The 14,961-nt window shown below is 39.6% G+C and carries 12 protein-coding genes; 5 read left to right on the forward strand and 7 right to left on the reverse strand.

Features of this window, described 5'->3' with window-relative positions; genetic code table 11:
- Positions 1-50: 50 nt before the first annotated feature.
- From SLH46_RS12215 to SLH46_RS12235, 5 genes are all read right to left on the reverse strand, one after another.
- Positions 51-647 (reverse strand): CDP-alcohol phosphatidyltransferase family protein, encoded by a 597-nt coding sequence (locus tag SLH46_RS12215; RefSeq protein WP_320281472.1) that lies wholly within the window; start codon positions 645-647, stop codon positions 51-53.
- 60 nt (positions 648-707) lie between these two features.
- Entirely contained in the window at positions 708-1,817 is a 1,110-nt protein-coding gene (locus SLH46_RS12220; RefSeq protein WP_320281473.1) for an SDR family oxidoreductase, read from the reverse strand.
- Positions 1,818-1,950: 133 nt separating this feature from the next.
- Positions 1,951-2,625: a diacylglycerol/polyprenol kinase family protein gene (locus SLH46_RS12225; RefSeq protein ID WP_320281474.1), complete on the reverse strand. Its 675-nt coding sequence runs from the start codon at positions 2,623-2,625 to the stop codon at positions 1,951-1,953.
- 137 nt (positions 2,626-2,762) lie between these two features.
- Positions 2,763-3,488 (reverse strand): phosphatidate cytidylyltransferase, encoded by a 726-nt coding sequence (locus SLH46_RS12230; RefSeq protein WP_320281475.1) that lies wholly within the window; start codon positions 3,486-3,488, stop codon positions 2,763-2,765.
- 1 nt (position 3,489) lies between these two features.
- Positions 3,490-4,287: a sulfite exporter TauE/SafE family protein gene (locus SLH46_RS12235; RefSeq protein WP_320281476.1), complete on the reverse strand. Its 798-nt coding sequence runs from the start codon at positions 4,285-4,287 to the stop codon at positions 3,490-3,492.
- A 300-nt stretch (positions 4,288-4,587) separates the two neighbouring features.
- Here SLH46_RS12235 and SLH46_RS12240 point away from each other — a divergent pair, with 300 nt between their 5' ends.
- From SLH46_RS12240 to SLH46_RS12250, 3 genes are all read left to right on the forward strand, one after another.
- Positions 4,588-5,613: a S1C family serine protease gene (locus SLH46_RS12240; RefSeq protein WP_320281477.1), complete on the forward strand. Its 1,026-nt coding sequence runs from the start codon at positions 4,588-4,590 to the stop codon at positions 5,611-5,613.
- An 81-nt stretch (positions 5,614-5,694) separates the two neighbouring features.
- Entirely contained in the window at positions 5,695-7,104 is a 1,410-nt protein-coding gene (locus tag SLH46_RS12245) for a bifunctional metallophosphatase/5'-nucleotidase (RefSeq protein ID WP_320281478.1), read from the forward strand.
- Between the two features lie 241 nt (positions 7,105-7,345).
- Complete coding sequence (locus tag SLH46_RS12250; protein WP_320281479.1) at positions 7,346-8,116, forward strand: hypothetical protein; 771 nt, start codon at positions 7,346-7,348, stop codon at positions 8,114-8,116.
- Positions 8,117-8,162: 46 nt separating this feature from the next.
- On the opposite strand, the gene SLH46_RS12255 is transcribed toward SLH46_RS12250, so the two are convergent.
- Both SLH46_RS12255 and SLH46_RS12260 read right to left on the reverse strand, forming a co-directional pair.
- Positions 8,163-9,476, reverse strand: coding sequence for a M20 metallopeptidase family protein (locus tag SLH46_RS12255; protein WP_320281480.1), 1,314 nt, complete (start codon positions 9,474-9,476; stop codon positions 8,163-8,165).
- A 160-nt stretch (positions 9,477-9,636) separates the two neighbouring features.
- The gene (locus SLH46_RS12260) at positions 9,637-11,907 is read right to left on the reverse strand and encodes a TonB-dependent receptor domain-containing protein (protein ID WP_320281481.1); all 2,271 of its coding nucleotides are present in this window, start codon (positions 11,905-11,907) and stop codon (positions 9,637-9,639) included.
- A gap of 746 nt (positions 11,908-12,653) precedes the next feature.
- Here SLH46_RS12260 and SLH46_RS12265 point away from each other — a divergent pair.
- Complete coding sequence (locus SLH46_RS12265; RefSeq protein ID WP_320281482.1) at positions 12,654-13,976, forward strand: UDP-glucose dehydrogenase family protein; 1,323 nt, start codon at positions 12,654-12,656, stop codon at positions 13,974-13,976.
- A gap of 5 nt (positions 13,977-13,981) precedes the next feature.
- Positions 13,982-14,932 carry a UDP-glucuronic acid decarboxylase family protein gene (locus SLH46_RS12270; protein ID WP_320281483.1) on the forward strand — a complete coding sequence of 317 codons (951 nt, stop codon included), beginning with the start codon at positions 13,982-13,984 and terminating at the stop codon, positions 14,930-14,932.
- Positions 14,933-14,961: the final 29 nt, after the last annotated feature.

A 14,961-nucleotide genomic window follows, 5' to 3' on the forward strand; every position in this document is an offset into this window, starting at 1 on the left:
CAAATACTTTAGTGTACAAAAAAGCCACATCCGAAGAATGTGGCTTGTAATTATTTAGCTTCTTTTTGAGCTTTTATTAACCAGTAAAGTCCTTTCACCCCGATCTTAATATCGTCGAGTTTAAAAAGAACAAGTATTTTTTCGGTGTAGGCTACAATCCCCCATCCTACTGCGAGGTAGAAAAACCAGGTGTAGAAACCAAAAACAAATAATACAAAAAAGAATATACTTTGTACATATCCGGCCGAAACTGCTGAATACAAGTGCAGTCCGGGAATTTTTCCGAAACGTGCAAAAGACACAAAATAACTAACAACAAACAATCCCAGGAACAGAAACAAAAACCAACTGTGCGGTTCAATATCGGCCCACTTAAATACAAACAAACCTAAAATGGCCATCGCGTAAGTACATATGTCGGCCAGGTTGTCGAGTGCTGCTCCAAAATGTGTTTGCTGCTTGAGATAACGCGCCAGGTTTCCATCCAAAACATCGCTAACCAAACTCACGCAGAGTAGCACAACAAATAAGGGCTCGTCGCCAACAAGTGCTGCATAAAAAATTACTGGGAACGCTAAAAGACGGTATAAACTAATCGCATTTGGTAAATTGACAATATTCTCGCCACGTACAAAGATTTTCTTCATAATACTCGTTTAAACTTAATTGGTGTAAACCTAAAATTTAGTTGGTGAAATAACAATGATTTATACAGCAGCTTTTATATCGTTTGTCTGCTGGCCTGTTTCGCCATTCAGAAAATAGGTAAGCATACGATGCACCGACTCGGCAGTTACCTCGCTCACTTCTTCTTCTACAATCGAATCGAGATTGGTTGTATCGAAAGCAATATTTGTGTCGATATATGCTCCTGTAAACGACATGCCGATGGCCATAATTCGCTCGAGCGAGTTCATTTGCTCCTTTTCCAAAGTCATATCAGGAACGAGATTTATTGGCATTAAACTGCTGATGCTGCCTAGAATATCTTCATTTTTTACTGAGCTTTTTGCAATCAAATTCAGAATAACCGGAACCTGTTCGGCTTTTACCGCACTCATCAGGTAAGTTACTGCAGTATCGATTGGAATAAGATTTTGAGTTGACTCCGGATCTACTTTTAAGCGAATTACACTTCCGGGATATTTTTTTGCGAGATTTTGTACGCGTTTCGAGAAATCGAAAATTCCGTAATCGGTTTTGGTTACGCCCGTTTTGTTATTTCCAACCACCTGCGACAAACGCAAAATACAAGCATTTAAACCTTTGTTATCGATGTAATCTTTAATTACGTTTTCAGCGTATCGTTTCGATTGTTCGTAGTAATTCCGGAAGGCATCAATTTCAGCATTCTCATAGAATTTCTCTTTAAAAGCTCCCTCGATACGACCACAAGAATAGGCCGTACTAACAAAGTAAAAACGTGATTCTTTTGCTGAATATTTCTGAAAAGTATTAATCGAATTGGTTACTCCCTGAAGGTTTGTTCCAAATATTTCTTCTTTTGATTTTATATCGAATTTTAAACTGGCTGCAAAATGGAAATAGTCGATATTTCCGCTAAATATTTCATTTAACTCACTTTCCTGCAAAGCAAAATCCGCTTCGAACAATGAATAATCGTGAACTTCCAGATTGGTAAAATCAACATCCTCCCCCTCTTTCATTTCTTTTAAGGCTGCTTTTACGCGCTCTTCGGCAGTGTATTTTTTATTGCTGCGTGCGAGCGCTACTACCTTGAAGTTCTGTAACAATAATTCGTTGATAAAATTTGAAGCAACATAACCGTTTGCTCCGTTAATGACGATTTTTTTCATGACGTAAAATTTGATTCGAAGACTTTCTGAAGTCCTCACTTGGCTATCTCAGTTTTCCTCTCTCCTTGCTTTACTATATACAAATTACTCCTTTTTTATCAGAAATACCAGCTTTGCGCTATATTTTACATAGTTACATTAAAAGTAAAAGTGTAAAGGCAGCACCAAGTGGAATGGTTAGGTTGTCGGATCCCCGCCAGCTAAATAATTCTGCCAGCGTACTTACTACCGCAACAGTCAAACCGATATAAAAGGTTTTTAAATCGAAAACACCCCTATTAAAATATAAGGCTATCAGACTGATAACAAAACTTGTTATTAAAAATGCTCCCGATCCGAAGATCGATTTCCCGGTATCGATACCCAATATTTTAATTTTGTGATTATTTGTTTTAAAGCTAATTCCAACAATAGCGGCCATCGGATCGCTGATTCCTAAAATCAACATTGGCAGGATGAAAATAAATTTACTGTCGAGCAAATCCGACATTAAGAACGTAAGATAAATTGAAGCCGGCAACAAGTAGCTTCCGATCGATTTCCGGTCGATATCGTGAATGGAATTCAGCTGTTTACTGTATTGCGTTATAAACAGGGCCGCAAAAAATATCAGCGCCAGAACAAATACATACCAGTGACTTGAAAAAATGTATGGAAAGGGCACTACCGCTATGGTGGCAGTAAAATGCGCAAATTTTCGTGTAAACTCGCCCTTAACTTTAAGCCGCCTGTAATTCAGCTCATTAAAAGCCAGCAACAAAATAATAGCAATAAAATAGACTACTGATAGTGTTATTGTATTCCCCATAAAAATGTTTTTGTCAGCGGATAATTATCCCGCTTTGTTATCTCTCCTTTTTCTGTCAGCAAAATTATCTTCAGCCAGGCTTTCTGTTTTTTCTTAATGATTGAACTGCCGAAATCATCTCTCCAAATGCACAGTTTTTACCCAATCATCAGAAAAAAGAGTGTTACCCATGCACCACCGGCGATTAAACTGTCAAAGCGATCGAGAAAACCACCGTGGCCTGGTATAAGATTACTATAATCTTTAACGCCAAACTTTCTTTTATATAACGATGCTGCAATATCTCCCAAAAATGCAAACACGATTATCCCCAATGATAATCCTGCTATTATATACCATGTATTGTTGTATAATCCACTTAGAAAAAAACCACTTGCCAGTGCAAACAATCCACCACCAACAGTTCCGCCAATCGTTTTGTTAGGACTTATTTTGGGAGCTATTTTCGTTTTCCCCCACAACTGCCCTGAAATCTGGCTAAACGCATCAAAAATCGATAAAATCAAAAATGCAAAAAGAACCAGGTTACTATCCTTCGCACTAAATAGCCACAGGCCTGTTCCTAAAATCGCATAAATTACCAGTGAAAGTAAAACGAAGCCTGAGTTCCTGTAACCGTGTTTTATATAAAGCCTTAGCAGTTCAAATGCACCAAAAAGCAGAATTAACCCGACCAAGACCTGAAACAGACGAGGATTAATTACAATACTAAAAAACAGAACGTGAATAATTACGAAATAGGTAATAAACTTCGTCCAGCTTTTACGTGCAACTGCCTTTTCCTTTTTTCTGTTTATCAGGTAAAAACCTATTGCCCCAAGCAGAAAATAGGAAAGAATAAATATGTATATGGTTAGAATCATATTATCTGTTTACAATCATTAAAATACCAATAGTTGCAACCACTGCTGCATAAATGTATTGAACCTTCTTTTCCGATTTTCCAATCTTTGCTTTCGCGAACAGTCGCGGCCCAAGAAAGGCACCGATAACCGAACCTGCAGTTAAAAAAGCAATAAGTGTAATATCGATAGTTCCAACCAAAAAGTGCGCGCCAAATGCAAAAACCGTATTTACAAGTACAACCAGTAACGAAGTTCCAACAACCAGTTTTACGGGTAGTCGCATCGAGAATAAACCGGCAATAACAGGTGCTGTTCCACTGGTTCCAAACGTTCCGGCTATTGCACCCGCCGATAATCCAAAAAACGAACCTTTTGTAATGCGTATTAATTTATTCTCTGCTTTATCGCTTTTGCCTAATTTCTGCTGATTTTTGCGGGCACCGTTCGCCAACATATTAATGGCAATTAAAATGGAGTAAATACCAAATAACAACTTTAGTTGCGATCCGGAGATAAAGTTTGTTAAACGCGCCCCCAGTAAAGCTCCAACAATTCCGGCAACGCAAAACAACGATCCGGTTTTAACATCGATATTCCCTTTTTTATGATGCCCCCAAGAGCCAACCAAACCAATTGGCAAAGTAGCTGCCAGCGATGTAGCAACAGCCGTGTGTGCCGGAACGCCTAACAGTAAGGTAAGCACGGGCAAAAAGAAAAAGCCGCCACCTCCTCCAAGCATGGTTCCAAAAAGCCCTATTACAAAGCCGATTATGGGTAAAATCAGGTAGATATTTTCAAACGAAGAGTAGAAAATCATAATTTATTTTAACTATCAATAGTGAAGATTTAACTTCAACTTAATTGTAGCTCCGTAGCCAGTTTAATTCAAAAATCAAAGTTAAAGCATATAAATTTATGGTTAAGTGATACGCAACACAATGTTGAAAAGGCACTCTTATTTTAACATCTGTTAACAATTTTCCAGATTGTAATGTTTAAATCTTCAAAAAATGTCTTCGTTCAGAAAACATCCAATTTTGCCAAATAAATCTAATTCGGATGATTATTGTTAAACTGAAATGCCGTATATTGAAAGAAAAATTCTAAAAACAGAAACATGCTCAAACTATATTCATTGGCATTTATACTTCTATTTGCCCTAAGTACGAAAGCCCAAACTTTTGCCGATTTAGTTGAAAAAGTAAATAAAAGTGTTGTTACCATTCAGGTATTACAAAAAGAAAATGCAGGAGAGGGAAATCCCAATGGATTTACAGCCGGAGAAGGAATGGGATCGGGAGTGCTAATTGGAGAAAAAAAAATATACATTCTTACGGCCGCTCATGTGGTAGCCAATGCATCGCAAATTCAGGTTGTATTTTACGACGGCAGCCAAACGGGAGCAACGATCAGGCGCATCGATCAAACATCGGATGTTGCTTTGTTGCAATTAAACCTGGTGGCCTCCGATTTTCCATCTGCACCAATTGGCAACTCAAATGAAATGCGTATTGGCGACGATATCTTTATTATAGGTAATCCGCTGGGCCTTGCCCATTCTGTTTCAAGAGGAATTATTAGTGGAAAACATGTTGAGAAAAGTCCGGCAAACAACGAAAAACTCCAGGAGTTCTTTCAAACCGATGCCTCCATAAATAAAGGCAATAGCGGTGGTCCGATGTTTAATATGAATGGTGAAGTTGTTGGAATTGTAAGTTCAATTTTATCCTTTTCAGGTGGTTTTGAAGGACTTGGGTTTGCTGCAACCTCATCGATTGCTGAAGAGATTTTGAAACAGCACGGCCGCATTTGGTTTGGAACCCGCATTTTGGCAATGACAGCGGACTTCTGTAAAATCTTTAATATTCCTCAGGAAGGAGCCTTGATGGTACAAGCTGTGGTTGAAAACTCACCGGCATATTTTATGGGATTAAAAGGGGGCTACTTAAAAATGAAGATTGGAGATACGGAAATATTGGCCGGAGGCGATATCATTCTTCAGTTTGACGATATTCAAATGAATTCTTCAGAGAATATCCTTAAATTTTATGACTACCTGAATACCATGAAAAGTGGCCAAACTTACAAGGTAAAAATACTTCGGGGCGGCGAAATCAAAAACCTCAGCTGGCGCATGCAATAAAAGCATTCTTGTAAATTTAGCTAAGAAAATATTCAATCCCGTTGTACTCCAAAAGAGCAGAATTTGGGCTAACTTTGATGTATGAAAACGGTTCATACAATACTTCTATTCCTGCTACTGATTTTTATTGGTTGCAGTAAAAGTGAGCCCACTCCTGAAAGCCAGGTAGAAAACCTAACCATATTTTTTGTAAACGACTCGCATGGACAAATCGATAATTTTTCGAAGGTGAAATATATTATCGACCAGGAGAAACAAAACAACAGCGTAATTGTGGTGAGTTCGGGCGACATGTTTTCGGGCAATCCGGTGGTGGATAATGCCGAGCCAAAAGGATGGCCAATGATAAACCTGATGAACGAAGTTGGTTTTGATGTAATGGCGCTCGGAAACCACGACTTTGATTATGGTCCTGAAATACTAAAAGACAGAATTGAGCAATCGGATTTTACATGGATTTGCGCCAATGCTACAGCAAAAAGCGGAGAACATGCTCAACCTCTTGATTATAAAACCATTGCAATTGACAACCTGAAAATTACCTTTTTAGGATTACTGGAGACTTTTGGTTCCGCACATGAAACTATTCCGTCGTCGCATCCGTGGAGGGTACAAAACTATGATTTTGATGTAGCGTTGAATATTGCAGGTAACTATTCCAATTTAAAAGAACAGGAAGATGCTGATTTACTTATTGCTTTAACTCATTTGGGTGCTACATTGGATAATCTTCTTGCTGCTAATAATCCTTTTTTCGACGTGATTATCGGCGGGCACTCTCATTCGATGCTCAACACTGTAAGTAATGGTATTCCTGTTTATCAGGCCGGCTCCTACCTCCATTTCCTTGGAAAAATTGAGCTCACAATAAAAGACAGGGAACTACAAAACTCCGGTTTTACGCTTATCGATCTGGATGAATTCGAAGAGAAGGATGAACAGATTCAAGCATTGATTGATGAATACAACGATTGGCCCGAATTATATAAGGAAATTGGTTATTCATCGGCAAACCACTCAAAATTGGCTACCGGTTGTTTTTATACCGACGCGATAAAAACATATCTCAATGCCGATGTTTCGTTTCAAAATACCGGTGGAGTGCGTTCGGTGCTCTATGAAGGCCCGATTACAAAACGCGAAATTTACGAGATTTCCCCTTTTAATAATGGCACTGTTATCTACGAAATGAGTGTTGCAGATATTAAGAAGTTTCTGGCCGAATCGGGTGCCGGTTTTTATTATTCAGGAATTCTGATTGATGAAATTGACCAAGATGTAGTTCTTTTTGATGAATCGGGTAAATACCTGGACAACGATAAAATACTTCGTGTGGGAATTAATGATTATATACCGGTGGTTCATTCGCCATATTTTCCTGAAAACGGCGAAGTGCAGGAGTTAACAGCTGCTGAAACAATCATCAAATACCTCGAAAATACCACAGGCGAGATTAATTATTCCGGTTGTTCGCGGTATTTTCATTATTGATGAAATTGTCGTCCTTGTAGTCCTCCTTTCTCTATCCTGCTTAATTATAAGTAAGTTGTCATTTACCAAGGGCGCTCTCTCATGGAAGTGACGAAACATTCTTGTTTTGATCTAACACCAACTTAAAATTCACGAAATATGGTCCCTGCCGAATAAAACACCTATTTGTATTTTACATTAATAATCAGTAACTTATTCTAATATTTAACCGAATTAAAGTAAATAACTAAAACTTCACAACATGAAAAAACTGTTTACAGGATTGCTAATCCTAGCTTTTGTTTCCCTTAATTTCGCAACTCTTCACGCCCAGGAAACTCCCCAAAAACCCAAATATATGGTTTGGGAAGTACAGGTGAATCCGATACAGTTGCAAAAAATGCAACAGGCACTTAAAAGCCAGAATGCCTTTTTGGCTGAACAAAACTATCCGTTTGCCAATCTCACGCAATACACCAACGATGGGTATTTGTGGTACTCAGTTCCATTTACAAACTATGCCGATATCGATAAAATTGAAGCAACTTCTCAGAAGTTATGGAAAGAAAACGGCGAAAAGTCAAAAGAACTGCAAGCTCTTTTCGAAGAATCATTCACCTCGATTGCGGGATTGATTTTGGAATTACAGCCAGAATTGTCAATTATTCCCGAACAAACGAGTATACGTACCGGTCAGAAATTTCGCTTTTTCGAACAGTTCCATATTAAATACGGCAAGGAAAAAGAATTTGAGGAATTAGTAAAACAGTATATCTCGCTTCGTAAAAAGCACGGAATTGAAAATGGTTTTTACACCTTGTACCCTGTGTTTGCACCGGCAATGAATGTGGTATATTTTATTGATGAAACGGGCAGTGGCGCAGCAGAACATTTCAGCGAAAACGACAAACAATGGCAAATGTTTGGAGCAGAAGGCGAAAAACTTTGGAACGATGTAATGCCGTTGATTGAAAAAATAGTAACTCACTTGGGGGCAGTCGACTACGACGTCAGTTATGTCCCAAATAATTAGTTATAGTTAAACAGCGATAAAAGCTCTTTCTCCCCGAAAGGGCTTTTTATTTTTCCATCAAACCAATTACATTTCCGGTCATCACTTCGATACCGGTTTTAATGGTATTTTCATAATCAGGATTTAACTGTGGCGAATGCAAGGGATATGGCGCTTTTCCTTCAGCTTTTAATCGCTGCATTTCTTCAGGACTTGTGCTTCCCAACCAGATCAAACAAATCGGGATGTCTTCTTCGGTGCGGCCATATTTGCCAAAGTCTTCACCTACCATTTCGGGTTGTGTTTCAATAATATTTTCCCTTCCAATAATGTCTGCTGCAAACCCACTTACTTCTGCACTCAAAGCGTCATCATTTAAAACCGGAGGCGTTTCCACATCAAAAACATCCACAAATGGCAATTTATCTTCCGGAACGCCCGCTACACGGGCTGCATTTTCAGAAATACGTTTTATGGAGGCAATAACCTTTTGAATGGTTTCATCGGAAAAATATCGGAGCGTAAGTTGCATTTTCACCTCGTCAGGAATAATATTCGGGCGTGTTCCTCCATGGATTGAACCAACAGTAACCACCGCCGGTTCGGTAGGACTTAATTCGCGGCTTACAATGGTTTGCAGATCGTTTACAATCCGCGATGAAATTACAATCGGATCTATACATTTTTGCGGATAAGCACCATGACCGCCTTTTCCATAAACGGTAATCTCAACAGTTTTTACACCGGCAAAAACAGGGCCACCGCGCAAACCGATAGTACCTGTCTCCAGTTCAGGATTAATATGATAAGCCAGTGCATAATCGGGTGTTGGGAATTTCGAAAACAGTCCGGCATTAATTGCTTCTCCGGCGCCACCACTGTATTCTTCAGCCTGTTGCGCAATAACCACTAATGTTCCTTTCCATTCATTTTTTAAGGCTACCAGTGTTCTTAAAGTTCCCGTCCATGTCGACATGTGGATATCGTGCCCACAAGCATGCATTACCGAAACCTGATTCCCATCTAAATCAGCCATTTTTTTACTGGCAAACGGGAAGTCTGTATTTTCTTCCACCGGCAGAGCATCCATATCGGTACGCAAAAATACAGTTGGTCCGTCGCCATTTTTATAAATGCCAACTACGCTGTTTCCGGCAAACTTCTCTGTCACTTCAAAACCAATTTCTTTTAATTCTTTGGCCATCCGTGCCGATGTTTCAAATTCCTGAAAAGATAGCTCCGGATTTTCATGCAAATATTTACAAAGTTCCAGTGCATAGGTAGTTTGCTTTTTAGCCTCTTCTTTTATCTGCTTATTTACTTGAGCGAATACACCTGTGGAACAAGTTAAAACAAAAAGAATGAAAATAGATCGTATCATTGGTACAGAGATTTTTGAATTTAAACACAGGAAAAATAAACAAAGTTTTTGGTCAATTACATTCTACTTTTAAATCTTCAACCAGATTTAACATCATATAAAAAGTGGTTACCTAAAAAAAGACAACCACTTTCGTTTTATTTGAGAATCAGTGAACCTGTTACAAAAAGCTAATGGTCAATGTCGCATAAAAACTTCTTCCGGGCGAATAAATCGGTCTGCTCTCCGCACCTCGCACCGACCGGGAAAGATGTTCATAATAAGCTTCATCAAATAAATTCTGAACACCGCCGGTCATGGTAAAAACAGAATTAATTAACCACGATAGTTTCGCATCAACTACACTAAATGCCGGCGTTTTTGTTTCGCCGTACGATTCCGCAATTCGATTCTGTTTCATGGCATGTCGGAACAAGATTTCGGGTTTCACCTTACTTCCCGTAAAGTTGCCCATCAAACGATACTTAATTTCCAAGGGCGGTATTTCAGGTAACGGCTCATCCAACTTCTGGTTTTTACCATAGGTGTAAACAACACTTAAATCATGGCTCAGGAACGAACTGAGTTGCTGTGTCCAGCCGGCTTCAAAACCTGTCATCAGTGCTTTTTTAATATTCACAAACTGACGCACGCCCGGCGAAGTACTCATGGCCGGTTGCAGATCTTCCCGAATTTCGGACGAAATATAATCGCGCAAAACCGAGGTAAATACATTTACGTTGATATGCGTTTTTGCCGTTTGATAGCGGAAAACCAAATCGAGCTGATTGTTTTTTTCCGGATCCAGATCGGGATTTCCCAACATCTCATAAGGATCAAGTCCTATCGGAAACTGATTTATGTAGCGCTCAGCAATCCCTGGACTCCGGGTGGCCATCCCCATCCACAAGCCAAGTGAAAAATTCTCATTGAATAACCGTGTTCCGCCAACACTAACCGACGGATGTACCTGCGACGATTCCAAATCGGAATAAATTTCTTCAAATGTGGGATCAGGATTTTTTGCTTTGGAAGAATTTATATCCAAACGTCCGGAGATTACAAACTGAAAACCGGGATGCGCAATATGCCACTCTCCAAAAATTCCGGTACGGTTTATTTCCGCATCCTGCCACACATTGTCAGTAAATACTTTCCCGTTCATAGGCCCCATTAACATTGTGCGCTCGCGATATCCGTCGGCCGACTCAAAGCGATAATCGGCACCGGCATACAAGTAACTTTTATCAAAATCGAAACGTAATTCTGTTCTGCCGCCATAATTTCTGGTTTCGGCATCTGTAATTGCATCCACCATTCGCGGATCAAGTACTTTGTCGTAATTATCCATCAGGTGATCTACCATAGTTCCGTATAAACTTGTATTCCATGATGTAAGCACTTTATCGTAAAATACCGCCGAATGACTGGCATTTACCAACCAGGTATTGTCTTCACGTAAATCCATGGGCAATGCCGGAAAATCAACATCCTTGGCAATGTTATTTGAAACCAGAACACCCATATTTTGTGTTTGGCTGAGTTTTACTCCCAGTTTTCCGCCCCAGTTCAAACGATTAAAACGTGCTGCAATTTCCACTCCTTCTCCATCAGTATAATCGTCTCCTGTTGAATAGGCTCCGAACAGACGAAAATCAACTTTTGGGCCGGCCACTCCGGCAACACCTTCCGTTCTGAAAATATTACCGTTGCTCTCATAACTTGTTCCCAAACGACCAACTACTTTTGTTTTTTCTTTAAAATCGGGAGTCGAACTTTTAAAATTAATCGTGCCGCCAAAAGCATTTCCGTAGCGCAAACTGTGTGGTCCTTTTAGCACTTCTGCCTCGGCAATCATGTTAATCGGAATCTGACTTGCTGCCGGATCCATTCGGTTTGGACACGCCGCCGAAGCAGTCTGACTTCCATCCAAAACAAGGTTGATCTGATCGTATTTAAAACCTCGGAGTACCGGGTCGAAACCATAAGCTCCACTCTTGCGAATAGTGGAAATTGACGGAACTGATTCCAACAGATTTCCGGCATCGTGCGCCAGTTTATGTTGCACCGAAAACTCCATTGTTTTATTATTCCCGGCAGCTGGATGCACTAAAACCAGTGCGGCCGGTAAATATGTCGACGATTGAGCAAGGGTGATAACACCTTCGTTAGCAAGGTTCTTCACCTCATCTGAACTAAAAGCAATTTTTCCGTACTGCAGATGCGACAAAAATAACTCTGTATCATCAGTGAGTTGCAATAGAATATTCCCGTTATTATCAGAGAAGCCACTCGCCTCTCCGTAGTGATAATGAACATCAGGAATTCCTAACTCGGTCTTTTCATCTATAATTTTTATTGTTTTTTCCTGTGAATAAGAATAGTGAACCAGCAAAATGAACACCAGCAAAAACATTATTCGAATTCCGGAATTGTAAAAGATCTTTCTCATTCCAAAATGATTAGCTGTTAATTAAATACGAGGTTTGGGGAATAAAAATCAAACAACTAAAGTTGGTGGATGAAAGACTTTTAAAGCGGTTAGATAAGAATATTTGTCTGGAAAATTAGTGTTAATGTCATCTATTTTCGGATAGAGCACACAACAAAACTCTGACTGCTGAACACACAGATCAATGTTCTGTTTTTCATTCTGTGGTGGTGGCAAATCCTTTTTCTGCTCCTCCTGCTCATTCATTCTCTTTTTCAACTGGCAACAACCTTTACAAGTTGAGCCCTCCACATCCTTTTCAACACAAAGGTTTTTTGCAAAAAAATCCTGATTGATTTTGAACGATGCCAAAACCAGCAGTTCTGAAAACTGAAAAGTAAAGATGGAACAGACTAATATGATAGAAATTAGGTATTTCAATGTAGCCAGTTGATTTTTATCAAATTTACTAAAGTAACGTCAATTGTTATCAAAAGTTCAATATTTTATTGACTTCTGGTTTTTATTCATCTACAATTATTTATCGCTGTTCACACCATCGTTATTCAGCAATATTTTAAAAATAGAAAAAACAGATTGACAGGAAGATCTAATTATTATCATTGATTGTTTCTGAGGAATTCAATTATCTTTATTCCCGTTTTGCAAAAAACAGTTGTAACGCATAAAATTATGCCCGATAATGACGAACTCATTATTTTTATTGACACGCTTAAATAAATCTATTTCAAAAAAATAAATCAGCTATGAAGATTTCGGTAGTAGGAACAGGTTATGTAGGATTGGTTTCAGGAACATGTATTGCAGAAACCGGTGTTAATGTTGCCTGTGTTGACATTGATGAAAAGAAAATTGAAAAACTAAATAACGGGATCATCCCAATTTACGAACCTGGACTGGAAGACATTTACAAGAAGAATGTTGAAAAAGGTCGTTTGGAGTTTACAACCGATCTTGGTTCCAGTATAAAAGAGGCAGAGGCAGTGTTTATTGCCGTTGGCACACCACCTGATGAAGACGGCAGTGCCGACCTGAAATACGTTTTGGGCGTAGCTCGTGAGATTGGTAAAAATATGGATCACTACCTGGTTGTGGTTACAAAAAGTACGGTTCCGGTAGGTACATCTGTAAAAGTTAAACAGGCGATTTTAGAGGAGCTGGAAAAACGAGGTGCGGATATTCCTTTTGATGTGGCTTCAAATCCTGAATTCCTGAAAGAAGGAAGTGCGGTAAACGATTTCCTGAAACCCGACCGTATTGTAATCGGAACCGAATCGAAACGCGCACAAAAAGTGATGCAGCGTTTGTACAAGCCTTTCGTACTGAACGGACATCCGATTTTATTTATGGATATCACTTCGTCGGAAATGACAAAATATGCAGCCAACTCGATGCTGGCTACAAAAATTAGTTTTATAAACGACATTGCCAACCTCTGCGAACTTGTTGGTGCCGATGTTGACAACGTTCGTCGCGGAATTGGTTCCGATCCGCGTATTGGTAACAAATTTATTTACCCGGGAACAGGTTACGGAGGCTCATGTTTTCCAAAAGACGTGCAGGCTTTAATTCGCACAGCCGATGAGTTTAACTATTCGCTTGATGTTTTAAAAGCCGTTGAGAAGGTTAATTATCGTCAAAAAGAGGTATTATTCAACAAGTTATACAAACGTTTCGATGGCGACCTGAAAGGCAAAAAATTCGCAATGTGGGGACTGGCTTTCAAACCAAAAACCGACGATATGCGCGAAGCTCCTGCTTTGGTTATCATCGAAAAATTACTGGAAGCCGGCGCGACTGTTGTTGGTTACGACCCGGTTGCAATGCACGAAGCCGAACGTATTTTGGACGATAAAATCTCGTATGCCAAAGATGAATACGATGCATTAATTGATGCAGATGCGTTGATTCTTGTTACTGAGTGGTCTGAATTCAGGCTGCCGAATTTCCGTGTGATGGAGAAATTGTTGAAGAACAAAATCATTTTCGACGGACGAAACATTTACGACCCGGAAGAACTGGCAGAACTGGATTTTGAATATTTTGCCATCGGTAGAAAAACAAAATAAACTGTATGAAACGAATTTTGGTAACCGGAGGAGCAGGATTTGTTGGATCTCACCTTTGTGAAAGGCTGTTAAACGATGGCAACGAAGTAATTTGCCTCGACAATTATTTTACCGGCAAGAAGCAAAAGATTATTCATTTGCTTGACAATCCTTACTTCGAGCTGGTAAGGCACGATATTACACAGCCTTTTTACATCGAGGTGGACGAAATCTACAACCTGGCTTGTCCGGCGTCACCAATTCAATATCAATACAATCCCATAAAAACCATAAAAACTTCGGTGATGGGTGCCGTAAATATGCTTGGTTTGGCCAAACGTATTAAGGCCAAAATCCTGCAGGCCTCAACCAGCGAAGTTTATGGTGTACCCGATATTCATCCGCAAAACGAAGAGTACTGGGGAAACGTCAATCCCATCGGAGTGCGTTCCTGTTACGATGAAGGAAAACGTTGTGCCGAATCGCTGTTTGTGAATTATCATGTACAGAACGACGTTTTGATAAAGATCATTCGTATTTTTAATACTTATGGCCCCAAAATGGAGCCTGACGACGGGCGTGTTGTTTCGAACTTTATTGTGCAGGCACTGCAGGGAAAAGACATTACTATTTTTGGCGACGGACAACAAACAAGAAGTTTTCAGTATGTGAGCGACCTGCTGGAAGGAATGGTCAGGATGATGAATACCGAAGACGAGTTTATTGGCCCTGTAAACATTGGGAATCCGGGCGAATTTACCATGCTTGAACTTGCCAGTGAGATTATTGACATTACCGGATCGAAATCGAAGATTATTCACCTTCCATTGCCAAAAGACGACCCGACTCAACGTCAACCGGATATTTCTCTGGCAAAAGAAAAACTTAACGGTTGGGAGCCTAAAGTTCCATTGCGCGAAGGATTGACTAAAACAATCAATTACTTCGACCACCTCTTAAAAGAAGGCGATCTTTAAAATAAATTTAGCTTATAGCTTTATTTTTA

This window comes from Draconibacterium sp. IB214405, assembly GCF_033963885.1.
Classification (GTDB): Bacteria; Bacteroidota; Bacteroidia; order Bacteroidales; family Prolixibacteraceae; genus Draconibacterium.